Consider the following 23293-nt stretch of genomic DNA (forward strand, 5'->3'; position numbering starts at 1 on the left):
TTGCAATGAAAAAGAACATAATTCTATTAAAATGAAATTTATATAAGGGGAATCATTTGCAAATGAAAATTGATCAAGTGGATGTGCATATTTTGAATGAGCTTTCTAAAGACAGCCGGCAATCGATGAGGGAGTTGGCGAAGAAGGTAAATCTTTCTGCACCTTCTGTGACAGAACGAGTAAGGCGGATGGAGTCATTTGGAATGATTAAGCATTATTCCACTCAATTCGATTATAAAAAAATCGGCTTTCCGGTCAGCTGTTTGATTGAGGCTACGATCAAAAATGGAGAATATGAAAGGTTTAAAGCGCACATTAAAACGCTGCCTTATGTTGAGTTCTGTTACCGGATCGCAGGGGAAGCTTGCTATATGCTGAAAATTAATCGGGAAAGCCTTGAACAAGTGGAAACCTTTATTAACGAAACAGCGCCTTATGCCCAAACGGTTACTCATGTTATTTTTTCAGAGGTGGAAACGATGAGAGAAATTATTATAGAAGACAACTAGATCATTCATCAACAAAATGCCTAAGGGTACCTGCACTTAGAAGAAAACTCCTGGTTGTGGTAAAGTATTAAGCAGTAAGCAAGAAAGGATGTTCATATTGAGCAAAACCGTAGTTCTAGCAGAAAAACCTTCAGTCGGGCGCGACCTTGCCCGCGTGCTGAAGTGTCATAAAAAAGGAAATGGCTATCTGGAAGGCGACCGTTATATCGTCACGTGGGCTCTTGGCCATTTAGTTACATTAGCCGATCCGGATGGATATCAGAAAGAGTATCAGTCTTGGAAGCTTGAGGACTTGCCGATTATCCCCGAGCCTTTGAAGCTTGTCGTCATAAAGAAAACGGGAAAACAGTTTCAAGCAGTCAAATCCCAGCTTTTGCGCAAGGATGTGAAAGAAATTGTCATAGCAACGGATGCCGGGAGAGAAGGAGAGCTTGTTGCCCGGTGGATTATTGACAAAGCAAAGGTGTCTAAGCCAATAAAACGGCTATGGATTTCATCAGTCACCGATAAAGCGATAAGCGATGGGTTTAAAAAGCTGAAAAACGGCAAAGAATTTGAAAATCTTTATGCCTCTGCAGTGGCGCGAGCCGAGGCAGACTGGATTGTGGGAATCAACGCAACGAGGGCCTTAACCACCAAATACAATGCCCAACTGTCATGCGGCCGGGTTCAAACGCCGACGTTAGCGATGATTGCACATAGGGAAGAGGAGATCAAAAAATTTAAGCCTAAGCCATATTACGGGCTTCGTGCCGAAACAAATGGTATGGTACTGAATTGGCAGGATAAGCATTCAAAGCAAAGCAGAACCTTCGATAAATCAGTCACGGAAAAGCTGATGAACTTGCTGAAAGGGAAGCAGGCTGTCATTCACGATTTGAAAAAAACTGCGAAAAAAAGCTTTTCACCAGCGTTGTATGATTTGACTGAGCTTCAAAGAGACGCTTATAAACGATTCGGATTTTCTGCAAAAGAAACGCTTTCTGTTCTGCAAAAGCTCTATGAGCAGCACAAGCTGGTTACCTATCCACGGACTGATTCGAGATATTTGTCAGCCGATATTGTACCGACATTAAAGGACAGGTTAGAAGCGATCGAGATCAAACCATACGCCCCGTTTGCCAGAAAAATTCTAAATACAGGCATCAAAGCACATAAAGGCTTTGTCAATGATGCCAAAGTTTCCGACCACCATGCGATTATACCAACAGAAGAGCCGGCTGCTCTAGGCAGGCTGAGCGAAAAAGAAAGAAAGTTGTATGATTTAATTGCCAAACGTTTTTTGGCAGTGCTCATGCCGGGATTTGAATATGAAGAAACAAAGGTTACCGCACTGATCGGGGAAGAGAATTTTACAGCAAAGGGGAAAGTCGTTCTTTCTCAAGGCTGGAAAGCAGTGTATGATCATTCCTATGACGAGGATGACCAAGACGAGGAAAAGGACCAAACCCTGCCGAAGCTTACAAAAGGCGATACATTAGCCGTCAGGTCTCTTAAGGAAACAAACGGGGAAACGAAGCCGCCTGCGAGATTCAATGAAGGAACCCTCCTGTCAGCGATGGAAAACCCGGGCGCTTTTATGAAGAATGAGGAAAAAGGGCTTGTGAAAACATTGGGAGAAACCGGCGGACTCGGAACCGTAGCAACAAGAGCGGATATTATTGAGAAGCTGTTTAACAGCTTTCTGCTTGAGAAAAAAGGAAAAGATATTTTTCTCACTTCAAAAGGAAGACAGCTGCTTGAGCTAGTCCCTGAGGATTTAAAATCTCCTGCTTTGACAGCCGAGTGGGAGCAAAAGCTTTCCGACATTGCAAAAGGCAAGCTGAAATCTTCTTTCTTCATTAAGGATATGAAAGATTATACGAAAGAGACAGTGAAAGAAATTAAGCAAAGCAGCCAAAAATTTAAACACGATAACGTGACAGGCACCCATTGCCCAGATTGCGGAAAGCTGATGCTGAAGGTTAACGGGAAGCGTGGTACGATGCTTGTCTGCCAGGATCGCGAATGCGGAAGCAGAAAATCAGTATCGAAAACAACGAACGCCCGCTGTCCAAAATGCCATAAGCGCTTAGAGCTAAGAGGTGAAGGAGAAGGACAAATTTTCGCTTGTGTTTGCGGCCACAGAGAGAAGCTCTCTTCCTTTGAAAAACGCAAAGCAAAAGAAAAAACAGGACGTGCTTCAAAACGGGATGTCCATTCTTACATGAAAAAGCAAGACAAAGATGAACCAATCAACAACGCGCTGGCAGAACAGTTGAAAAAATTAAAGCTTGATAAGTAATAGGAGAAACTGTGGTTAGCTGACTGAAGGAATTCAAAGCTAAACACAGTTTTTTGCAGGATTTAAACAGACATCCTCTATATTTTTGCATACAAATTTATTATATAATGAACGTACTGTTTATATTTCCTTTTAGCTTAAGGAGGATTTTGTGTAAGGTGAATTCAAAAAGAGCCATTCCCGTGAGAGAAAGAAGCATTGTGTTAATTGGTTTTATGGGTGTAGGAAAAACAACAATTGGTGAGCTTGTGGCCAAAAAATTATATAGAGACTTCATAGACACTGATCAGGAAATCGAAAAAGCCTTTAACATGACTATTCCCGATTTGTTTAAGGAAAAAGGAGAGGCATTTTTTCGAAAAACAGAAAAAGACGTTATTGTTAACCTATGCGAGCAAACAAAATATAAGGTAATCTCTCTTGGCGGGGGAGCTTTTAACCAAGAGGAGATCAGGAAAAAATGCTTGGAAAACTGCATCGTATTGCATCTTGATCTTTCTTGGGAGAACTGGAAGCAGCGCATGGATATCCTTATTGAAAATCGCCCGGTCATCAATAATCGCTCGATTGATGAGATTGAGCAGCTTTTCATTGAAAGAAAGAGTCTTTATTCCGAGCATAATTCAAGGATAGAAACTGACAATCTCACCCCTGAGGAAGTTGCTGATTATATAGTGGAAACGTTGAAGCTTGGTTGGGAAATTTACCAGCCGGGTAAATGACTTATTTTTGTGATACGTTAAAGAGAGACTGACTTAATCATCAGTCTCTCTTTTGTTATCCCTATTTTTCCAATTATGCTTCATTTTCAACAATAAGCTTGCCGATCATTTTTCCGGATTCGACTTCTTTATGTGCTTTCTTTAATTGTTCAGCATTTATTGGCTGGAAGGTTTTCGTTAACGTAGTTTGAAAGATTCCTTCTTCAAATAAGTCACTTGCCTTATTTAACAGACGGTGCTGTTCAATCATATCTTCCGTTTGAAACATCGATCTAGTGTACATAAATTCCCATACGAAAGTAACACTTTTGCTTTTTAGCACATTTAAGTCCAAGTCTTTTTCATTTTCAACAATTGAACATATGGAGCCTTGAGGTTTAATGGCTTCACCCATTCCGTCCCAATGCCCGTCGGTGTCATTCAGGCAGAAAATATAATCAACCTCTCCAATACCTTCATCATTTAGTTGCTGCAAAAGGTTTTCCCGATGGTTGATAATGACATCGGCTCCCATTTTTTCGCACCAGTTTTTCGTTTCTTCCCTTGAAGCTGTGGCGATGACTTTTAAACCGGCGTATTTAGCAATTTGCGTTGCTATTGAACCGACACCGCCAGCTCCGTTAATAATAAGAATCGTTTTGCCTTTGTCCTTTTCAGTGATCCCAAGTCTTTCATAGATCCCTTCCCATGCCGTGATGGTCGTCAAAGGCATGGCAGCTGCCTCTGCAAATGAAAGGTTTGAAGGTTTTTTCCCGACAATCCGTTCGTCGATTAATTGGTACTCACTGTAGGAGCCTTGACGTGTAATATCTCCGGCATAGAAAACTGTATCTCCGGGCTGAAACAGCTCGCAGTCTTCCCCAACCTCTTCTACGACTCCGCTCGCATCCCAGCCGAGGATTTTCGGTTCCTTTTCAATTGCGTCTTTCGGTGCTCTTACTTTTGTATCCACAGGATTTACAGAGATGGCGTTTATCTTGACTAATAGATCCTTCCCCGTAGCTTTCGGCTTTGGAACCTCTACATCTAGTAAGCTTTCTTCGTTTTCGATCGGCAAATATTGATACAAACCAACTGCTTTCATTGATAATACCTCCTTTTTGTGTCTGTTATTATTATAAAAGGATAAAGCATCTGATTAAAAGAACGCACAATCAAGTGGTATAGTATAAAGGATGATACTTATCGGAGGTGGTAGCATGAGAAATCGTAAAGCCGGATATGGCCCTTGTGAGAACGGCTGCCCTGTAGAAACAACCCTTGATGTCATCGGCGGCAAATGGAAGGGTGTTATACTATATCACTTAATGGAGGGAACAAAACGTTTTAATGAATTTAAAAGACTGATGCCTGGTATAACGCAAAGAATGCTGACTCTGCAGCTTCGTGAGCTTGAAAATGATGGAGTGCTAAGCAGAAAAGTCTATCCGGAAGTCCCTCCAAAGGTTGAATATTCGCTAACAGAATTCGGCTGGACGCTTCAGCCGATTATTAAACATATGTATGAGTGGGGAAAGGCCTTTGAAGAAGAACTCTCTGTAAAATCAGACGTTGTAGCTTCAAATGAAAAATGGACGAACAAATAGAGAGTTCGTCCATTTTTGATCACGCTAAAAAAACTATCCCCATATTTTTCCATAAACAGCCCCTATTTGTTCGATTCTTGCGCCCGTTCGAGGAATACGTACAATCGGTTTTAATGAACAACTTTTATTATAGTGTTACCAACACTGTTTTTAAGTTACCGATTTTATTTTTGTACAACACATCGTCCGCAAACTTATACTTCCACATGCCTTGAAGATGATTTGTTAACACCGATTAATGATAAAACATTCGACAAGATCAAAATGACAACAAAAAAGGTGAAAGCATAACTGAAATGAGAGAATGAGTCTAAAATACGGCTTGATATGGCCGGTCCAAATGACATGCCCATAAAGTTGATAAGATTATAAATCCCCAATCCCATCGCATTTTTGCCTTTTTCTATCGTTTGTGGAATTTCAATATTGATGGCCACAGTCATCATTGTAAAGGCACTATAAACGGCGAACACGCCAAGAATTGCGAATACAAGTTGGCTTACACCAACAGTCGCCAATATTAGGAATCCAATAAGTTGTATGATTGCGGAATATCCAATGAGTTGCCTGCCGCTTATGACATGCAGGCTCTTTTTTACAACAAAACTCATCAAAAAGGCCAGGATTGAGATCACACATAAAATAAGACCTGTGCCAATGGCAGTAAAATGAAAAATCCTCTCGGCTAATAATGGGAATAAAAATACAACACCAACCATACCTGCGTTGTTGACAAAACTAGTCACGAGTAATCTGTTAAAAGCAAAATGTCTAAATACAGACAGATCGACAAATAGAACTAAATCTTTACGTTTACCATGAGCCATTAAACAAAAAACAGACAGGACCGTTAAGATAAGAAGATAGCCATTCAGTTTAACACCCAGAATAAACGACACAATGAACATCAACAAAAACAATAATCCGATGAAGTCAAAAGGTCTGATCTCCTTTTGCCCGTTGGCATATCCGGAAGGCATGACCTTAAATAATCCGATCAGTGTTACAACGACCAGAACCATCAATAAAAACAAAGAATGCCAACCCCACAGGTAGGTAAACGTGCCACCAATCAAAAAACCTATCCCGGAACCTAAGGATAAACAGCCGCCAATTAACGTTAAAGCCAGATTTCTTTTGGATGTTGTCATATATTGATTGGCTGCAATCATGGATAAGGCAATGAAGGCACTGCCCCCGGCAGATTGAATCATCCGTGCAATGATTACAAAAATATATTGATTGGTTATGTAACCAATGATGGAACCAAATACAAACAAACCAACACCAAAGATCAATAAGGTTTTAAGCTGGAAGTATGACGCCAATTTGCTGTAAGTGATAGAACCAAAGGCAATGATCATTGTATATATAATCACGACCCAGCTAATCATTGAAGCCGTTACATTCAGTTCTTCTTTCATATCGATAAGCGCCACATTAAACAAGATCGAGTTCATCACACCCGATAAAACAATCAAGCACAAGGTTAATATCAAACTATTCTCTTTACTTTTCATCTCTACTTTCCTCCTCCACATTGTTAAATAGTCATAAAACTTTATTACTAACGATTAAAAAAAGTGACCACATCAGAGTGTAGCCAAAAATCCTGGTAAATATCTGTCAAACATCTCTTTATTTAAGGTGACATATTTTGTTACACCTTCACGTTCAATCAACACTAGTTGTGCATCGGATAAAATTTTCAAATGATATGAACCATTTGACTTGCTGATACCCAAACTCCTCCCTATATCCGTGCACATGTGTTGACTGTTCTCGTGAAACAACAAGCGAATCATACGAATTCTTTTTTCATCTGCCAACGCATTAAAGACCTTAATACGTTGCTGGTCATCTAATTGTTTTAATGTCATAATACTATTGTACAAATGAGATTAACATTGTCAACCCACTTCCGGCAAACATTTTTACTCATACTACACGGAAGATACGAAAAGGCGCCTTCCTATTCAAGAAGCGCGCCCGATGTGCCAATAACGGACGCATACTTATTCCTGATTAGCGCCCTATAATGGAATAACCGAGTAGCTTCGATTAGCCGGTTTAGTTCAACAAGGTTAATAGTTTTTGTCCATAAGAATGGTATCGACAATCTTATTAACGTGAATTTCTGTTGTATTTAATTGATGGATATTTAAATCCTCTTTTTTAATTAATATAGGGAGCTCTGTACAACCCAATATGATCCCTTGTATATCATCTCTACTTATCATTTGAGTGAAGATATTCAAAAATTCTTTTTTTGTTTCATTGTTCACAATACCATTTTCTAATTCTTGAACAATCTTTTTATGTATGTATTCCTGTTCTGATTGATTCGGCACTATAATATCCTTTTGATTCGAAATAAAAGGTTTTTTGAAAAAATCACTTTCCATCGTGAACTTAGTTCCTAAAAGACCAATCCTTTCTAACCCCAATTCATCTGCTTTTTTATATGTTTCTTCTACAATACTTATCATAGGTATTTGAACTTTTTGTTGAACTTGTTCAAAAACAATATGTGGTGTGTTTGCGACATTACAACAAAATCACACCCTATCTTTTCTAAATTTTGAACTGCCTCAGCCAAGTAATTTATTAACTCTTCTGTCTGTCCATTCATAAGCAGATTAAACATCTTATACATATTAATGCTGTTGATAAAGTGTTCTGGTAAATCTTCTTTACTTCCTATCTTTTCTTGAAATTTAGAAATGATTGACTTGTAATAGTCTACCGTTGATTCTGGTCCCATTCCTCCAACAATTCCAACCTTTTGCATACTATCTCTCCTCTCAGATATGGTTTACTTTTGGGTTTCAAAGGTCTTTTCATATCCCATTAATTTATTTCCGGACAACTAAAATGGTATTCATTCTATTTGTTTTTTCACATCCAGATAGTACGTATTCTGTTTTATCTTCATCTTCTTTCATATCAATTGATTTACAGATAGTAGTGTTCACTTGTTGAACACCAAATTCATCCCTTGTCGTATCAAGGGTCGAAATGAGTTTTTTTCCGTCATATTCTAGATCGTGTAAAAGTGGGTCACCTTCATTTGTATATCTAACTACTCTAATTTTTTCTTTCTTTCTATTACCTGAATTTATACTATTTACAAATTATGTAAATTTATCATAATTAGTAATTTCACCATGTGAATCGATAACATCTTCATCAGATGGATTATATTCACCACAACCATTTAAAAGAAATGAAGATAAGATAAAAACTATTATTAATTTCTTAGTATATTTCATTGAAATGATCTCCTTTTTAATCATTTTAGAAGAGGAAAAGTAATGATTTCTTTTAACTCGCTTTTTCATAAGAGTACATACGTTTGTATTCTGGCGGACAACCACCATCATACCAAGAGGACTTTTTGTTCAAGCCCCCGAAAAATCTGCTAACAGGAATGCTCCTTTTAAATTCGTTTTTGTTACAATAAAACGCCAGCTTTTTCTGCCGGAACCAGCGAATTGCTGGTTCCCATATTTTAATGCTTTAAAGTGGATAGACGGTTTTCGAATATCATATGTTTTGTTTAACAAACTGTTCATTTGCCCAAGCATTAGGGTAAAAGATCAAGTTTTTAAAGGCATTTATTGCCCTTTAATAGTATCAATGCCTTCGAATAGTGATGTTCTTTCTTCTAAAAGCTTATAAAACTTATTATAAAAAGTTTTTATTTCTTGCAAACATAAGTTTAAAAATTTAATAACGTTTTTCTTTGAATCTTTAAATACAAAAGATTTTTTCTCATATATAAATGTTTTTGCAAGTATCGAAGGGTTAATAGCCCCTCTAATTTCTCCTTCTTCATTTATCTGAAAAATTCCCATAGGTATCCCATTGGAACTGCCTCCTATAACAGTAACACTACTATCGGTCGACGAAATACCGCTATGTCGGTCAAAATCGAAAAGATGCGCTGAAAATGAAAGGCCGATGAATTCGCATGTTTGGATATTTTTGAGATCGTTAAATGCTCGTCTAATATAATAAATGTTCTTCCATAAAGTCGATTTCCTTCTGTAAAGATTCAACCCACTCTACACTCGCTCACACCCTTAATTAGATAGTAGCAATCTGATTTAAATTAATCCTGTCATTTTGTGCTTTGTTATGACAGGAAGGAATATGTATTTCTCGTAACTCCGATTAATCTAAGTAAACCGATACCACTCTCGAGGAAAAGCAACAATAGTATGGTTTCCTACGTTTTGTTCGTGGAATAAAGTGGTATGGGATTATAAAAGGAGGTACGTCTTATGCCGAAACAAACTGCTAGAAAAGTTGCTGCTGAACTGCTGAAACAATGGAACATTGATCACATTTACGGACTTCCCGGAGACAGCATTAATGAATTCATAGAAGAGCTGCGAAAAGAAGAGGATGCAATACGCTTTATCCAGGTTCGCCACGAAGAAACAGCGGCGCTGGCTGCTGCGGCAGAAGCAAAGCTGACAGGGAAAATCGGGGTTTGCCTTTCGATTGCCGGACCAGGAGCAATTCATTTGCTGAACGGCTTATACGATGCGAAAGCTGACGGTGCGCCAGTTCTCGTGTTGTCGGGACAGGTTGATTCAAATTTAAGGGGCAGGGATTCCTTTCAGGAGGTCAATCTCGAGAGAATGTTTGATGATGTGTCCGTTTTTAACCAGGAGGTACAATCTGCAGAAGCTCTCCCGGATTTATTGAATCAAGCCATTCGGACAGCGTACAGTAAAAAAGGAGTTGCTGTTCTTACTGTATCGGATGATCTTTTTTCTCAAAAAATTAAACATCAGCCTGTTTTCACCTCACCTATTTATATAGAAGGTGATCTGACGCCAAAAAAAGAGCATCTGATCAAGAGCGCCCAGCTTATAAATGAAGCGGAAAAACCAGTAATATTAGCAGGAAAGGGTGTTAAGCATGCTAAAAATGAGCTGCTTGAATTTGCCGATAAGGCAGCAGCGCCCATTATCTTTTCCCTTCCTGCTAAAGGGATTATTCCCGACAGCAATCCGTATATTCTCGGGAATTTAGGACAGATTGGCACAAAACCTGCGTATGAAGCAATGGAAGAAAGTGATTTGCTTATCATGCTTGGCACCTCCTTTCCTTATCGTGAATATCTCCCTGAGGATGCACCTGCCATTCAACTCGACTCTGATCCTGCTAAAATCGGAAAACGATATCCGGTTACGATGGGGATCGTCAGCGATGCCAAAAAAGGTATAAGGGAATTAGCGCAATATATTGAGCGAAAAGAAAACCGGACATTTCTCGAAGCGTGTGCAGATCATATGAAGAAATGGTGGAGCTTTATGGAAATGGATGAGGAAGAAGCATCCGTTCCGATTAAACCTCAGCAAGTGATCGCGAGACTTCAGGAAGCAGTAGATGATGACGCGGTGCTCTCTGTCGATGTCGGCAATGTGACGGTTTGGATGGCCCGCCACTTTAAAATGACCAACCAAGATTTTGTTGTATCAAGCTGGCTGGCAACAATGGGCTGCGGCCTTCCTGGAGCGATCGCAGCTAAGACGGCTTATCCTGAACGGCAGGCTGTAGCTGTTTGTGGAGATGGTGGATTCGCAATGGTCATGCAGGATTTTCCAACGGCTGTCAAATATCGGCTCCCAATAGTCGTTGTCGTTTTTAACAACGAGGATTTAGGGATGATTCAGTTTGAACAGCAGGCAAAGGGGAATATTGAGTACGGTACAGACCTGAAAGATGTCGACTATGCAAAATTTGCAGAAGCCTGTGGAGGAAAAGGATATAAGATCACAAAGCCTGAGAATCTGCTGCCTGCAATGAAGGAAGCATTTGCAGCTAATGTCCCTGTCATCATTGATGTATCGGTAGAAAACGAACCGCCGTTACCAGGGAAAATAACTTATGGCCAAGCAAAAGGCTATACAAAATACCTATTGAAAAAACTACACGAGAAAAAAGAATTGGATCTCCCGCCATTAAAGAAAACTATGAAACGGCTGTGAAGTGAATGGTATTTTTGATGCAGGAGAATAAACAAAGAAGCTGAGCGTTAGCATCAGCTTCTTTTCTTCTTAGAAAAAGCAAGAAAAAACGGAATAGCAGATCCTGCAAGCATCGTGGCAAACAAAAACAAACCACTAATAAAGAGATCAAACGAATTCCGAACGATAAACGTTGCGATTAACAAAAGCACGGCCAGCCCAATCATAGTATAAGCAGGATAAAATCGTTTTTGAAAGCTTGCTTTATGGGTGAAAAAAGAGGATATAATACCAACTACAATTGGGATAATCCACAAGTAAAAAAGAATATAAACTTTCATATCTGCAAAACCTCTGTTCTTTTTTACTAGTTTACCAAAACGTAAGAAATGAATGAAATGATACGGGTTAACCTAAAAAGGTTTGCCCTAAAAGATACAGATTTAATACGATTATCAAACCTGCGATGATCCACGCAAGTCCGGTGACCAGGCGGCGATTCACGAGAGAACCCATAATCCGCTTGCTGCTCGTAAACATAATCAGCGGAACTAAAGCAAAAGCAATTCCGAATGATAACACGACTTGGCTTACGACAAGAGCAGTTGTCGGATTCACACCGCAAGCGATAATGGCAAGCGGCGGAATCATTGTAATTAGCCTTCTTATATAAATAGGGATTCTGAAGTTAATATAACCCTGCATAATAACATCCCCGGACATCGTACCTACTGATGAGCTTGACAAACCTGCAATCAACAGTCCAATTCCGAACAAAATCGCTGAACCAGGACCAATTAGATGGCCGAATTGTTCATAGGCGATATCTAAATCTTCGATAATCATTCCGTGTTTAAAAAACAAAGCAGCTGAGATAATTAGCATACTGGCATTTATTGCACCAGCTATAACCATGGCGATAACAATATCGATTTTTTCAAATTGATAAATCTTTTTACGCTCAGTATCCGTTTTACCAATGACTCTTCTTTGAGTTAATGCAGAGTGCAAATAAATAGCATGCGGCATAACGGTGGCCCCTAAAATTCCCGCTGCAAGCAAAATACTATTGGTTCCTTGAAATTGTGGTGTTATGAACCCTGTCAGGATAGAGGGAACATCAGGGTGAGCATAAAAGGTTTGAACCGCAAAAGAGACCACAACAATCATAAGCATTCCTGCGATTCCGGCTTCAAGCGAGCGAACACCTCTTCTTTGAAGCTCTAAAATGGCAAAGGAACCAACGGCTGCGATAAGGGCGGATTGCAGCATAGGGATTCCGAATAATAAATAAATGCCAAGTGCCGCTCCGATAAATTCAGCCAAATCGGTAGCCATGATAACCAATTCCCCTTGAATCCACAATCCGTAAGAGACCGGTTTAGGAAATTCTTGTCTGGCGATCTCCGGAAGATTTTTTCCTGTCGCAATGCCCAGCTTGGCTGATAATGATTGGATGAGCATTGCCATTAAATTTGATAATAGGATAACCCAGAGAAGCATGTACCCGTAGGTTGATCCTGCAGTTATATTTGTAGCGAAATTTCCTGGATCAATATACGCGATAGCAGCGATAAACGCAGGTCCTAAAAAAGGGAGAACTTTTCTGATTCCGCTCGTTTGTCCGTCTAATGCTGCTTGAGCACTATGAGAAAGCGCAGATTCTTGAAGTAAACCATTATTATTCTTCATTTTTCCACCTGAGTTTCTATCAATTTTGATTAACAACAAATTGTTTCCTCAGGGCAAATTTTATTCCCTATAAAGGATATTGTCAACAAAAAAACACGGATCCGGGTTTCACCCGAATCCGTGCTTTTCTAAATTAATCATATCATTAATGGCTGTGGCTTCGATTTGAATTTCTCATAATTAAGCTGAGAATAAATACGAAGATAGCCGCTCCGATAATGGCGGGAAGGATGGCGAATCCAGCGAGAGTAGGACCCCATGTTCCAAGCAGTGAATGACCAATCCATGCTCCGACGAGGCCGGCAACCATTGCTCCAAGTATTCCACCTGGCATGCGATTGCCAACGATTGCACTTCCGATTAATCCGATCACAATAGCCACGAGTAATGAAACAAGAAAACCTAACATGCTTTTTCACCTCTTTCTTCGTTGTTACTATACTTATTTCCTTCTTGAGGCTGGATGAAACATCCCAACTGTTTTGAGAGAATTGGGGTTGATTCAGCTTGCGGCTTGACGTAAAATAAGAACAATTATTTACATTTTATGATTGGGAGAGTACTTTATCTGAAAAAAAGCAGCGAGTCGGGATGGTGGAAGCCGATTTTTGAAGGATAAAAGAACCGCACCCATGAAAAGGCTTGCTGAAACAGAGTAGGCAGGCACGGTGAGCAACCGTTATCGTGTATGAGTGACATTTTTTGTGTCATAAGAGTGGTACCGTGGAACTAAGCTTTCGCCTCTTTAAGAGAGGCGGAGGCTTTTTTATTTGAAGAAAGGATGAAGCGCAATGATAAAATGGCTAGCTGCAACGGAATTGGCAAAGCTTACACATGGAGGTGCGGATGCTCTTCTTTCTCTCATTGAAATACCTCCGAATGAGGAGCTTGGTGATGCTGCCTTTCCTTGCTTTCATTTGGCTAAAGAAAAAAGAATGGCACCACAGCAAATCGCTGCTCAGCTTGCGAAAGAGTGGAACATCACGGGAATTAAAGCAAATGCAGAAGGACCTTACGTAAACCTTACTTTTAACAAAGCTATTTATGGCAAAATGCTTATTGATAAAATAAGCGAGAATCAGTTTCGAAATTTAAACTTTGGGAATGGGAAAAAAGTGATTATCGATATGTCTTCTCCTAACATCGCGAAGCCTTTTGGAATCGGACATCTGCGTTCCACTGTTATTGGGAACGCGCTGTATCATTTATACAAAAAAACAGGACATGTGCCTGTTCGTGTCAACCATCTTGGAGACTGGGGAACACAATTCGGAAAACAAATCGCAGCTTATAAAAAATGGGGAAATGAAGACAAACTAAATGCTTCACCGGTTGATCATTTATTTGAGCTTTATGTCCAATTCCACGAAGAAGCAGAGAACGACCCCGGTCTTATAGACGAGGCAAGAAGCTGGTTTCACAAGCTGGAAAAAGGGGACCAGGAAGCAAGAGGTCTTTGGGAGCAATTTGTCGCAGTCAGCAAAGAGGAGTTTAATGATATGTACCGGTTTCTTGGCGTTGATTTTGAAGAAGTGCTTGGCGAGAGCTTTTACAATGACAAAATGCAGGCCGTCATCGATGAACTCGAAGAAAAAGGGCTTCTGGAGGAAAGCGACGGCGCCATGGTTGTAAAACTGGAGGAATACGATCTGCCGCCTTGCTTAATTATTAAATCCGACGGGTCTTCCATCTATGCGACAAGAGATTTGGCCACGGCTATCTATCGTCATGAAATAATGAAAGGGGAAAAGCTTCTCTATGTTGTTGGGGGAGAACAGACCCTGCATTTTAAACAAATTTTTGCCGTCTTGGAGAAAATGGGGTATGAATGGGCAAAAGACTGCTTCCATGTTTCGTTTGGATTAATGAGACTCGAAGGTAAGAAAATGTCGACCAGGAGAGGCCGTGTAATTACGTTAAAGGAAGTAATGAAGCAGGCTATCTCGAGTGCAATAGAGATTTCAAAGGAGAAAAACCCGGACCGGACTATTCATGATCAAACAGCAAAAGCGATGGGAACGGGTGCGGTCATCTTTGGAGATTTAAAGAACGACCGGAAAAACGATGTGAATTTCTCATTAAAGGAAGCTCTTCGGTTTGAAGGTGAGACAGGACCGTATCTTCAATATACCTATGCAAGAATCAAGAGTCTGATTAGAAAGGCTGGAGAGCAAACAGATTCAACAGCAGAGATTAAGGAGACCTTTCTTGATTTTCCGGAGACGTGGAGGCTGTTAAAAACTTTGTCTGTATATCCGGACGTATTAAAGAAAAGTGTATCTGAACATAAGCCTTCCCATATTGCCAAGTATGCTCTATCAATATGTAAGCATTTTAATCAGTTTTACCAACAGCAAAGAGTGTTGTCAGATGACAAGAAAGAGCAATTTACGAAACTTGCTGTCTGCAGGCAGACCGTATTACTTTTAAAAGAGTCAATGGACATCCTCGGAATAGAGGCTCCGGAAGAAATATAAACAAAAAAAACCGGCATTGCAATATTATTGCATATGCCGGTATATATTAGGAAAAGTTTTTCGTTCGTTGAACCGATCCGTCTCTTTTATGAATGACAAGCTTTGTCCCTTTATTTTTGGCGATTTCTTCCGCCCTGTCGATCGCTTCTTGCTTCGTTTCTTTTACATAGCTGGCTCGTTTTGCTTTTTCTGTTTTGACGGCCCACCCGTCATCATGCTTGATAACGTGAGCGGCCTGATCCATGAGCTCGGGTCTCGCGTCATTATCATCAGAATCGTCTCTTTCTTCAACATCTGTATCATGAAGGAGCTCATCAATTTCGCTTTTGCTTGCATTTTCATGCCATTCCTTTGCCTGGCTGGTGGCGATCGGGATTGCGCGTCCCTCTTCGTATCCTTCATCTACCATCGCATTGGCTATCTCAATGGCTTTCTTTTTCACTGCGGGATCCAAATTTTTTAAGGAATTGGGATAATCGTTCATGGTCCATGGCATTTCACATCATTCCTTTCCTTTTGGATTTGTTTTAAGTTTACCCCAATGGAGCAGAATAAAACGTAATGTATTACAATAGAAGAAACGAATCTTCCAGGGGAGGAAACCTTTTTATGCCAATTGAACACCCTGACATTTTGAGAAAACAATTAAAAGAAATTCATAAGTGGGAAAAGGATCAGCAAAAGGTCTGGTTCTGGGAAAAACTCGGGCGGTTGCCTTTTCTGATTTTGGATAAGCTGACACCTGCTTTCATCCAACGGAAAATTGGCGTCATTCTTGACGAAATCGGCAGCTTTATCCAAACTGGGGGACAATACTTAACCAGCCAAAAACATATTATTAAACAAATTTCTAAAAAAGTACCTGAAGCAGAAATCAATGATATTGAAGATATAAAAAAAGCTCCTCTTTCCGTAATGGAAGAAATCAGCACGGTAATGGGGAAAAATAGATCCCACGCAGCAACGGTGCAAGGAGCAACAACAGGAATTGGCGGCATCTTAACATTGGCTATCGATATTCCGGCCGTTTTAGGATTGTCACTGAAAACCCTGCAGGATATCGCGGTAGCCTACGGATATAATCCGAAAGTAAAGAAAGAACGAATTTTTATCGTAAAATGTCTCCAATTGGCATCCGCGGATGTAGTCGGCAAGAAAAGTATTTTACAAGAGCTGGACAACTACGATCAAAAAATGGAATCCCACCGAAACATGCTCTCGCAAATTCAAGGCTGGCGCGAAGTAGTTTACAGCTATCGCGATTCATTTGGATGGAAAAAGCTTTTGCAAATGGTTCCGATTGCAGGAATTTTATTTGGCGCCATTACAAACCGGGCCACCATTCAAGAATTGGCTGAAACAGGAAACATGCTTTATAAAAAGAGAAGAATTATCGAACGGCTTGAGCAGCACGAGAAGCCTGAAACAGAGATTGAGAGCAGCGAGTGAAATAGTACGAACCCTAAGGTACTAGTAATCAGGTGGAATTAACAAAAAACAAGTCGTGATCGCAAATAAAAACTGAGAATCGCAAATAAAGGATCAAGATCGCAAATAAAATCTCAAAATCGATCATAAACCAGGAAAGATCGTGCATAAACCAAGTGAAATCGCGCATAAGTGTCAATCATCGGTTATTTTCCGCTAAGAAAACGCTTTCGGAAAATTAATGCCTTAATTGCACGGGTGCATGCCACAATTGCACCTGGTGCACGCTATAATTGCACGGGTGCATGCACGCCATAATTGTACGGGTGCACGACATAATTGCACCCGTGCATCCTTTTTTTTCCTCGATACTCCTCTTATTTGCACCTTATCAAAAAGCGCTTTTTCTCACCTCAACTTCCAGCCAAAAAAACAATCAATAAGGATCTGAAGGATGGCTTTCTTCACGAGCCTGCATAATCGCTTGTTCAGATTGAGTGGAGCCGATAGGTCCTTTGCTGTTTTTGTCAGATTCCATTTTTAAGCCTTCTGCTACCCGTTTACCATAATCAGGGTCTGCCTTTGTAAAATTCTCAATCATTTGGTCTTGAATTTCTTTTCTGCAGGTGGATAAGGCATTCACTAAATTCTTGATCAGCTCATCTCGTTCAAAGTCTGTTAATCGCCGGTAAGTTTCTCCGGCCTGTCCAAAGTTATTCGGGCGGTCGATGGCTTCTCGTTTGACGTCTCCCTCTACGTGGGGAGTATGGTCTTTTCCATCTTGTTTTGCTTCCTTCAGGCCGCCGATTATGGAAGGTTCGTAATTGACATGAGGATTTTGGTCTGGACCACGGTCTACTCGATATTCCATCTGCCCGTCTCGCTGGTTGGTCGCGACATGTTTTTTCGGTGCGTTGATCGGAAGCTGCAAATAATTAGGCCCCACTCTGTAACGCTGGGTGTCAGAATAGGAATACGTCCGGCCTTGAAGCAGCTTATCATCAGAAAAATCGAGTCCGTCTACAAGTACTCCCGTTCCGAAGGCGGCTTGCTCCACTTCAGCAAAGTAGTTCTCCGGATTTTTATTCAACACAAGCTTCCCAATAGGTACCCACGGAAAGTCTTCCTTATACCAAAGCTTTGTTGGATCAAGCGGGTCAAAATCGAGCTCCGGATGCTCGCCATCACTCATGATTTGGACAAAAAGCTCCCATTCCGGATACTCTCCATTTTCAATCGCTTCATATAAATCCTGTGTGGCATGGTTGAAATTTTTTCCTTGAATTTCTTCTGCTTCGCTTTGTGTCAGATTTTTAATTCCCTGCTTCGGTTCAAAATGATACTTTACAAGAACGGCTTTTCCTTCTTGATTGACCCATTTGTAGGCATGAACCCCAGATCCTTGCATTTGTCTGTAGTTGGCGGGAATGCCCCATGGCGAAAACAGAAAGGTGATCATATGCGTAGCTTCCGGAGACTGAGAAACAAAATCAAAAATTCGTTCCTGATCTTGACGGTTTGTCACAGGATCCGGTTTAAACGCATGAACCAGGTCCGGGAATTTGAGGGCATCTCGAATAAAGAAAATTTTTAAATTATTTCCAACTAGATCCCAGTTCCCGTCCTCTGTGTAAAATTTAACGGCAAAACCTCGCGGATCACGGAGTGTTTCAGGTGAATGGTTGCCGTGGATAACTGATGAAAATCGGACAAACGCAGGGGTTTTCTTGCCCTTCTCCTGAAAAATTTTAGCTCTTGTATACTTTGAAATCGGTTTGTCACCAAAGCTTCCGTAGGCTTCGAAATAGCCGTGGGCTCCTGCACCGCGGGCATGAACTACTCTCTCAGGAATTCGTTCACGGTCAAAGTGGCTGATTTTTTCGAGAAAATCATAATTCTCCAATGTGGTAGGCCCGCGATTTCCTACAGTTCTCATATTTTGATTGTCTGTTACAGGGTGACCTTGCCTGTTGGTTAATGTATCCTCGGTTTCATTCGTTGCAGATATGCTGCTGGAAAGCAAATGCTCATCGCCTTGAACATTCGTTCCTTCGTATTCTTGTTGTCCCTCTTTCATGAAAACCCTCCTTTACTAGTCAACTTAAATATGCCCAATTATGGAATGAACTATTAAGATAGTCACTGGATAACATGAAAAAAGTATCTGCTGCCGCATAAGCATAATATCCCTGTATAATATTGTTATACATTAGTGGTTAGGAAATTTTAATGTGACTTACATAACGATCAATTAGCTTTCGGAAAAAACGGGAAATACAGTGCAGCTTCCACCAATCGATCTTGAAATAAAAAAGGGAGCATGCATCGCCATAAAATGCAATAAAGATATGGGATACACTCTTATTCAGCTTTTATTAAAGAAGGATACAAGTTCTGGCGGGGAAATTCGTTTTTCTAATGAGAAGATCAAAATTGGAAGAAGTCTTTTAGACGAGGAATTATACGATAGTCTGACTGTAAAACAGTATTTAACCTTTTTCAGCAGCCTTTATGGAGTAAAAGCAGATTTGGGTTTTGCCCTCGAGGCAACAAGCCTGCTTGATAAAGTTGTAGATAAGATTTCGATCCTGACTTTTTCTGAAAAGCGGCACTTCATTTAGCAAGGGCTATTATACACCAGCAGGATATTGTGATATTGCAAGAGCCTGAACAAAACACAGACGTCCATTCCTCGATGATTATCCGCCGGTTTATTAAAGAGCTTCCTGAAAACGGCTATACCGTTTTAGTCATTACATCTAATTTGGAAGAAGCTATAAGTGTTACTGATGAAGTGTACCGTATGGATGAAACCGGGATTCGAAAAGTAAACTCTGGGCTGGAAAATACTAATGAAATACAGGACCCGGAAATAGAAGAAATGGCGAGTCATCCGCTTAAATTGGGTGCCAGCAAAAATAAATGAAAAAATTATTCTATTTGATCCGATGGAGATTTATTAATTAATAAAATAAGAGGTTGCACGAACAGGTACGATATATTTCAATACTATCACTTGATTTATTCTAAAAAATTTCCAACTTGAGGTGTATAAATAACATGAGCTTATTGCAAATAAAACAAATTGAAAAAAGTAAAGGAAATACGATTATATTTCCAAAGATAGATTTAGATATTCATAAAGAAGAGATTATTGCGATTCAGTGCAATAATGAAGTTGGAAAACAGTTAATCATGATGATGATTGGAGAGACATCCCTTTCAAATGGGGAGGTATTGCTGGAAGGCTTGCCTCTAAACCACCATTTTAAAAGCCTATCTAACCGTGTAGGGTTATTTTTATTGGATGAAGCGATGTATGAACGACTGACACCGAGGGAGTACCTTAATTTTTTAAAAAGGTTATATGATGTGAACGTAGAGATTGATTCTCTCCTTCAAAAAGTTGGGTTAGCTGAGAAAGTGAAAACGAAAATTAGCAAACTTTCGTATTCTGAAAAGAAACGGATACAGCTTGCTAGGGTAATATTGCATCAGCCGGACTTGATCGTTATGGAAGAGCCCGATCAAAATATTGATATCGAAAGTAAAATCATTATGCAAAGAGTATTAGAGGAGTTCAAAGGACAAGGAAAATCCGTTCTCATTACGACAAACAACTTTGAAAGTGCCATTACTATGACAAATACGGTTTACCGTCTGAATGAGGAAGGCTTAAAGAAAATTGACGTCATTGATGAGGAAAAGGGTGTTTGCATTCCGTTTCAATAGATGACCAGGTAATAGATTCGCAGCCGACAATCGTGAATGAAGAAATAGAAACTTCAACTGCTGAAGAGGAAAACAATGGTAAAGAACAAGCAGAAGGGGAAGCTACTACCATTCACAGACCATTACGGTTTGAAAAGATTCCAGCAAAAGTCGACGATAAAATAATTCTATTCGATCCTACGGAGATTGTCTTCGTTGAGGGTAATGAAGGGATTTCACACCTACATGTAAATGGAGAAGTCTTTCCCTGTTCCATTACATTGAATGACCTATTTGGACGATTGCAATCATTTGGATTTTTTCGTTGTCATCGATCCTATATTGTCAATTTACAAAAGGTACGTGAAGTGATTACTTGGACTAGAAATAGTTATTGCCTCATTCTTGAAGATTCTAAGAAAAGCTCTGTTCCATTATCCAAAGGAAAATTAAATGAGTTAAAAGTGATCCTCGGAATTTAACGTTCACTTCTTAAAGAGCATTTTTGTTCAAAAAAATGCTCCATTCACCCTGAAATTAGTACCATTCACCCGTTTTTATACTCTTTTCGCCTTGATATTACTGCATTTCGCTCGAATTGCAACTAAACTTGAATCAAGAAGCAGAAACGGGAAAAGGAGTAACAGAAATGGAAAATGTTATCGAAGTAAGAGAACTTGTTAAATCATTTGAAACCAAGATGGCTTTAAAAAATGTAAATTTTGAAGTGAAAAAAGGAGAAACAATTGGTTTCTTAGGACCAAGTGGTTCCGGTAAAACGACAACGATTAAAATTTTGACAGCCCAACTTCATCCAACAGCTGGAGAGGTTATGGTGTTCGGTCAACCAATCCAAAAATTAAAAGATCCGACTTTTATGAAGAGAATCGGAATCTTAACGGATAATAGTGGCCTTTATGAACGGCTTAGTATCTACGATAACCTTACATTATATTGTGATTTATATGATGTGGACAAAAGTAGAATCAATGAGGTTCTTGAATCTGTTAATCTAATACAAGATAAGAAGAAATCGGTTCAAAAACTATCAAAAGGGATGAAGCAGAGGATCACATTGGCAAGAGCTATCTTACATAAACCCGATCTTCTCTTTTTAGACGAACCAACTTCTGCCTTAGACCCAATCAATACAAAGCATATTCATGCGGGCCTGAAAAAATTGAATCAAGAAGGGACAACCATTTTTTTAACAACCCATGACATGCAAGAAGCAGAAGACCTTTGTGATCGAGTTGCGTTCTTGAATAACGGGGAGATCATGCTACTGGATACACCCCGAAATGTAAGAGCACAACAAAAAAACACAACGATTTCTCTTTTATTAAAAGGAAATCGTACAGTGGTTGTTGAGAAAGACGAAGAAGGAGCAAAGGAAATCTACCAATATATGAAAGATGGACAGATTCTGACGATTCATTCCAATGAGCCGACACTTGGAGACATTTTTGTACAATTAACAGGGAGGAACTTATCATGACTTTTTCTTTTAAACGAGTAAACGCCATATTTATAAAGGATTGGAAAGATTTGCAAAGAAATTCCTACGTCATCTTTACATTAGCAATCCCTTTAGTTTTTGCAGCTTTATTAGGTCGTATGAGTGAAGGAAATGGCGTCTTTAGCACCTATCCCATTAATCTTGCTCTTGTCATTGCAGGTGCTTTTATTCAAGCTGCAATGGTGGCAGAGGAAAAAGAGAAAAATACATTAAGAGGATTATTGTTATCGCCTGCTAGTATAGCTGAAATTTTTGTAGGAAAAAGTGCATTATCTGCTGTTATGACCATTGTTGTGATTATTGGCTCTGTCTTTTTATCGAACTTCAAGGTCCCATCACCTCCATTATTTGCAGTAAGTGTACTATTGGGTTTGGTTTTTTATATTGCGACTGGAACCATTCTCGGCTTGATTTCAAGAACCGTAATGGAAACAAGTATTATTGGAATGCCTGTATTAGTAGTCTTTGGGATGAGCTCTATGTTTAAATCAATGGTGGAAAATAAAACCTTCTTAAAGATCATCGATTATTTACCAAATGAGCAACTAAACACCATTTGGGTTGCCTTAATCAATGGAGAAGGCTTTAGTGGAATCATCGAAAATATACTTATACTCTTGGTGTGGGCAGCTATATCAATAGTTACTACGGTAGTTATTTATAGAAAACGTAGGATCGATTAAAATAACAAAGGATCAGAATATTGAATCAATTTCCTGCAATTGTATGTCCTATATACTATAGAATTCATAAACCACTTCAGAAAAAGAAATATGCTTTTCTTATTTCGCAATCGTACGTGATTGATGAAAAAACAAGTGGAAATGATTTAAACTTTATTTCAAGCTACACCTTTTACTTGCAGAAGAAAAAGAAAAACATACGTTAAAGGTATTAATGCTGTCTCCAGCCTCTGCACTTGAAGTATTAGCCGGAAAAGGAATCATTACTTTTTTGACCTCTTTGATTGTCAGCATATTATCTGTCGAAATCAGTGACAGAGCGGTTCATCATTATCCTGTTCTCATGCTTTTAATCTCCTTGACAACTATTTTTTTCATTGGATTGGGTACCTTGATTGGATTAATCAGCAGTAATGTCATGCAATCGTCGGTCATTGGATTGCCGATCATGTTCGTCTTTTTTATAGGATCGATTATAAAAGATGCAATTGATATTCAACCGATTGTAACAGTGCTTGAATGGCTCCCTTCTCGGCATCTTATCGACGGTATGAACCTGACAATGGCATCAAACCTTGGAAATGAAATCTATTCACACTTTCTAATCATAGCCGCATGGACAGTCGCCATACTATTAATCTGCCTGATAATATATAAAAAGAAAAAATTTGACGAAAACTGATGAAATTCTAAATATT

General features: G+C 39.5%; 24 protein-coding genes, 2 pseudogenes and 1 other annotated feature. Of the genes and pseudogenes, 14 read left to right on the forward strand and 12 right to left on the reverse strand.

Annotation, left to right across the window (positions count from 1 at the left end):
• The first annotated feature begins 62 nt into the window (after positions 1-62).
• The 3 genes from AM592_RS21365 (at position 63) to AM592_RS21375 (ending at position 3515) form a co-directional block, all read left to right on the forward strand.
• Positions 63-509 carry an Lrp/AsnC family transcriptional regulator gene (locus AM592_RS21365; RefSeq protein WP_053605645.1) on the forward strand — a complete coding sequence of 149 codons (447 nt, stop codon included), beginning with the start codon at positions 63-65 and terminating at the stop codon, positions 507-509.
• 97 nt (positions 510-606) lie between these two features.
• Positions 607-2793 carry a DNA topoisomerase III gene (locus AM592_RS21370; protein WP_053605646.1) on the forward strand — a complete coding sequence of 729 codons (2187 nt, stop codon included), beginning with the start codon at positions 607-609 and terminating at the stop codon, positions 2791-2793.
• A gap of 158 nt (positions 2794-2951) precedes the next feature.
• Positions 2952-3515, forward strand: a complete 564-nt coding sequence (locus AM592_RS21375) for a shikimate kinase (protein WP_053605647.1) — start codon at positions 2952-2954, stop codon at positions 3513-3515.
• 73 nt (positions 3516-3588) lie between these two features.
• On the opposite strand, the gene AM592_RS21380 is transcribed toward AM592_RS21375, so the two are convergent.
• Complete coding sequence (locus tag AM592_RS21380; RefSeq protein WP_053605648.1) at positions 3589-4599, reverse strand: zinc-binding alcohol dehydrogenase family protein; 1011 nt, start codon at positions 4597-4599, stop codon at positions 3589-3591.
• A gap of 115 nt (positions 4600-4714) precedes the next feature.
• Between AM592_RS21380 and AM592_RS21385 the strand changes: the two genes are divergently transcribed.
• Entirely contained in the window at positions 4715-5101 is a 387-nt protein-coding gene (locus tag AM592_RS21385; RefSeq protein WP_053605649.1) for a winged helix-turn-helix transcriptional regulator, read from the forward strand.
• Between the two features lie 194 nt (positions 5102-5295).
• Here AM592_RS21385 and AM592_RS21390 read toward each other — a convergent pair whose 3' ends face one another.
• The 6 genes and pseudogenes from AM592_RS21390 to AM592_RS21410 form a co-directional block, all read right to left on the reverse strand.
• Complete coding sequence (locus tag AM592_RS21390) at positions 5296-6621, reverse strand: MFS transporter (RefSeq protein ID WP_053605650.1); 1326 nt, start codon at positions 6619-6621, stop codon at positions 5296-5298.
• Between the two features lie 72 nt (positions 6622-6693).
• A complete protein-coding gene (locus tag AM592_RS21395; RefSeq protein WP_053606214.1) occupies positions 6694-6981 on the reverse strand; it encodes an ArsR/SmtB family transcription factor in 288 nt (95 codons plus the stop codon).
• 204 nt (positions 6982-7185) lie between these two features.
• Positions 7186-7892 (reverse strand): annotated as a pseudogene (locus AM592_RS25430) (aspartate/glutamate racemase family protein).
• Between the two features lie 64 nt (positions 7893-7956).
• Positions 7957-8223, reverse strand: a complete 267-nt coding sequence (locus AM592_RS25435; RefSeq protein ID WP_082364284.1) for a DUF4362 domain-containing protein — start codon at positions 8221-8223, stop codon at positions 7957-7959.
• 12 nt (positions 8224-8235) lie between these two features.
• Positions 8236-8373 (reverse strand): hypothetical protein, encoded by a 138-nt coding sequence (locus AM592_RS24255; RefSeq protein ID WP_158320333.1) that lies wholly within the window; start codon positions 8371-8373, stop codon positions 8236-8238.
• Between the two features lie 345 nt (positions 8374-8718).
• Complete coding sequence (locus tag AM592_RS21410) at positions 8719-8958, reverse strand: hypothetical protein (RefSeq protein ID WP_053605652.1); 240 nt, start codon at positions 8956-8958, stop codon at positions 8719-8721.
• Between the two features lie 429 nt (positions 8959-9387).
• Between AM592_RS21410 and AM592_RS21415 the strand changes: the two genes are divergently transcribed.
• Positions 9388-11106, forward strand: a complete 1719-nt coding sequence (locus AM592_RS21415; protein WP_053605653.1) for a pyruvate oxidase — start codon at positions 9388-9390, stop codon at positions 11104-11106.
• A 53-nt stretch (positions 11107-11159) separates the two neighbouring features.
• On the opposite strand, the gene AM592_RS21420 is transcribed toward AM592_RS21415, so the two are convergent.
• From AM592_RS21420 to AM592_RS21430, 3 genes are all read right to left on the reverse strand, one after another.
• Positions 11160-11426, reverse strand: coding sequence for a hypothetical protein (locus AM592_RS21420; protein WP_053605654.1), 267 nt, complete (start codon positions 11424-11426; stop codon positions 11160-11162).
• A gap of 67 nt (positions 11427-11493) precedes the next feature.
• The gene (locus AM592_RS21425) at positions 11494-12777 is read right to left on the reverse strand and encodes an Nramp family divalent metal transporter (protein WP_053606215.1); all 1284 of its coding nucleotides are present in this window, start codon (positions 12775-12777) and stop codon (positions 11494-11496) included.
• Between the two features lie 145 nt (positions 12778-12922).
• A complete protein-coding gene (locus tag AM592_RS21430) occupies positions 12923-13186 on the reverse strand; it encodes a GlsB/YeaQ/YmgE family stress response membrane protein (RefSeq protein WP_053605655.1) in 264 nt (87 codons plus the stop codon).
• A gap of 129 nt (positions 13187-13315) precedes the next feature.
• Positions 13316-13525: a binding site (T-box leader), on the forward strand.
• 43 nt (positions 13526-13568) lie between these two features.
• Here AM592_RS21430 and argS point away from each other — a divergent pair.
• Positions 13569-15254 (forward strand): arginine--tRNA ligase, encoded by a 1686-nt coding sequence (gene argS, locus AM592_RS21435; RefSeq protein ID WP_053605656.1) that lies wholly within the window; start codon positions 13569-13571, stop codon positions 15252-15254.
• Between the two features lie 46 nt (positions 15255-15300).
• On the opposite strand, the gene AM592_RS21440 is transcribed toward argS, so the two are convergent.
• The gene (locus AM592_RS21440) at positions 15301-15750 is read right to left on the reverse strand and encodes a DUF2188 domain-containing protein (RefSeq protein WP_053605657.1); all 450 of its coding nucleotides are present in this window, start codon (positions 15748-15750) and stop codon (positions 15301-15303) included.
• A gap of 113 nt (positions 15751-15863) precedes the next feature.
• Between AM592_RS21440 and AM592_RS21445 the strand changes: the two genes are divergently transcribed.
• On the forward strand, positions 15864-16703 hold the full coding sequence (locus AM592_RS21445) for an EcsC family protein (protein ID WP_053605658.1): 840 nt from the start codon (positions 15864-15866) through the stop codon (positions 16701-16703).
• Between the two features lie 415 nt (positions 16704-17118).
• Here AM592_RS21445 and katX read toward each other — a convergent pair whose 3' ends face one another.
• Positions 17119-18759: a catalase KatX gene (katX, locus tag AM592_RS21450; protein WP_053605659.1), complete on the reverse strand. Its 1641-nt coding sequence runs from the start codon at positions 18757-18759 to the stop codon at positions 17119-17121.
• A gap of 202 nt (positions 18760-18961) precedes the next feature.
• Between katX and AM592_RS21455 the strand changes: the two genes are divergently transcribed.
• From AM592_RS21455 to AM592_RS21480, 7 genes and pseudogenes are all read left to right on the forward strand, one after another.
• Positions 18962-19303: a P-loop NTPase family protein gene (locus AM592_RS21455; RefSeq protein WP_053605660.1), complete on the forward strand. Its 342-nt coding sequence runs from the start codon at positions 18962-18964 to the stop codon at positions 19301-19303.
• Between the two features lie 29 nt (positions 19304-19332).
• Complete coding sequence (locus AM592_RS21460; protein ID WP_148564359.1) at positions 19333-19608, forward strand: ATP-binding cassette domain-containing protein; 276 nt, start codon at positions 19333-19335, stop codon at positions 19606-19608.
• Positions 19609-19742: 134 nt separating this feature from the next.
• Positions 19743-20414 (forward strand): ATP-binding cassette domain-containing protein, encoded by a 672-nt coding sequence (locus AM592_RS25440; RefSeq protein ID WP_082364287.1) that lies wholly within the window; start codon positions 19743-19745, stop codon positions 20412-20414.
• Positions 20396-20875: a LytTR family DNA-binding domain-containing protein gene (locus AM592_RS25445; RefSeq protein WP_082364290.1), complete on the forward strand. Its 480-nt coding sequence runs from the start codon at positions 20396-20398 to the stop codon at positions 20873-20875. Before AM592_RS25440 ends, AM592_RS25445 begins: the two co-directional genes overlap by 19 nt.
• 167 nt (positions 20876-21042) lie before the next feature.
• Entirely contained in the window at positions 21043-21891 is an 849-nt protein-coding gene (locus AM592_RS21470) for an ABC transporter ATP-binding protein (protein ID WP_053605662.1), read from the forward strand.
• Positions 21888-22595, forward strand: a complete 708-nt coding sequence (locus AM592_RS21475) for an ABC transporter permease (protein ID WP_053605663.1) — start codon at positions 21888-21890, stop codon at positions 22593-22595. The genes AM592_RS21470 and AM592_RS21475 overlap by 4 nt, the downstream gene beginning before the upstream one ends.
• Before the next feature lie 187 nt (positions 22596-22782).
• A pseudogene (locus AM592_RS21480) lies at positions 22783-23277 on the forward strand (ABC transporter permease); the annotation flags it as partial.
• Positions 23278-23293: the final 16 nt, after the last annotated feature.

The organism is Bacillus gobiensis, assembly GCF_001278705.1.
In the GTDB taxonomy this organism is placed as follows: domain Bacteria; phylum Bacillota; class Bacilli; order Bacillales; family Bacillaceae; genus Bacillus; species Bacillus gobiensis.

Bases quoted from the DNA above. Each gene is read 5' to 3' on its own strand.
- AM592_RS21365 (WP_053605645.1), top strand. From the start codon at position 63: ATGAAAATTGATCAAGTGGATGTGCATATTTTGAATGAGCTTTCTAAA.
- AM592_RS21380 (WP_053605648.1), bottom strand. From the start codon at position 4,599: ATGAAAGCAGTTGGTTTGTATCAATATTTGCCGATCGAAAACGAAGAA.
- AM592_RS21385 (WP_053605649.1), top strand. From the start codon at position 4,715: ATGAGAAATCGTAAAGCCGGATATGGCCCTTGTGAGAACGGCTGCCCT.
- AM592_RS21390 (WP_053605650.1), bottom strand. From the start codon at position 6,621: ATGAAAAGTAAAGAGAATAGTTTGATATTAACCTTGTGCTTGATTGTT.
- AM592_RS21395 (WP_053606214.1), bottom strand. From the start codon at position 6,981: ATGACATTAAAACAATTAGATGACCAGCAACGTATTAAGGTCTTTAAT.
- AM592_RS24255 (WP_158320333.1), bottom strand. From the start codon at position 8,373: ATGAAATATACTAAGAAATTAATAATAGTTTTTATCTTATCTTCATTT.
- AM592_RS21410 (WP_053605652.1), bottom strand. From the start codon at position 8,958: ATGGGAATTTTTCAGATAAATGAAGAAGGAGAAATTAGAGGGGCTATT.
- AM592_RS21415 (WP_053605653.1), top strand. From the start codon at position 9,388: ATGCCGAAACAAACTGCTAGAAAAGTTGCTGCTGAACTGCTGAAACAA.
- AM592_RS21420 (WP_053605654.1), bottom strand. From the start codon at position 11,426: ATGAAAGTTTATATTCTTTTTTACTTGTGGATTATCCCAATTGTAGTT.
- AM592_RS21425 (WP_053606215.1), bottom strand. From the start codon at position 12,777: ATGAAGAATAATAATGGTTTACTTCAAGAATCTGCGCTTTCTCATAGT.
- AM592_RS21430 (WP_053605655.1), bottom strand. From the start codon at position 13,186: ATGTTAGGTTTTCTTGTTTCATTACTCGTGGCTATTGTGATCGGATTA.
- argS (WP_053605656.1), top strand. From the start codon at position 13,569: ATGATAAAATGGCTAGCTGCAACGGAATTGGCAAAGCTTACACATGGA.
- AM592_RS21440 (WP_053605657.1), bottom strand. From the start codon at position 15,750: ATGCCATGGACCATGAACGATTATCCCAATTCCTTAAAAAATTTGGAT.
- AM592_RS21445 (WP_053605658.1), top strand. From the start codon at position 15,864: ATGCCAATTGAACACCCTGACATTTTGAGAAAACAATTAAAAGAAATT.
- katX (WP_053605659.1), bottom strand. From the start codon at position 18,759: ATGAAAGAGGGACAACAAGAATACGAAGGAACGAATGTTCAAGGCGAT.
- AM592_RS25440 (WP_082364287.1), top strand. From the start codon at position 19,743: ATGAGCTTATTGCAAATAAAACAAATTGAAAAAAGTAAAGGAAATACG.
- AM592_RS21470 (WP_053605662.1), top strand. From the start codon at position 21,043: ATGGAAAATGTTATCGAAGTAAGAGAACTTGTTAAATCATTTGAAACC.
- AM592_RS21475 (WP_053605663.1), top strand. From the start codon at position 21,888: ATGACTTTTTCTTTTAAACGAGTAAACGCCATATTTATAAAGGATTGG.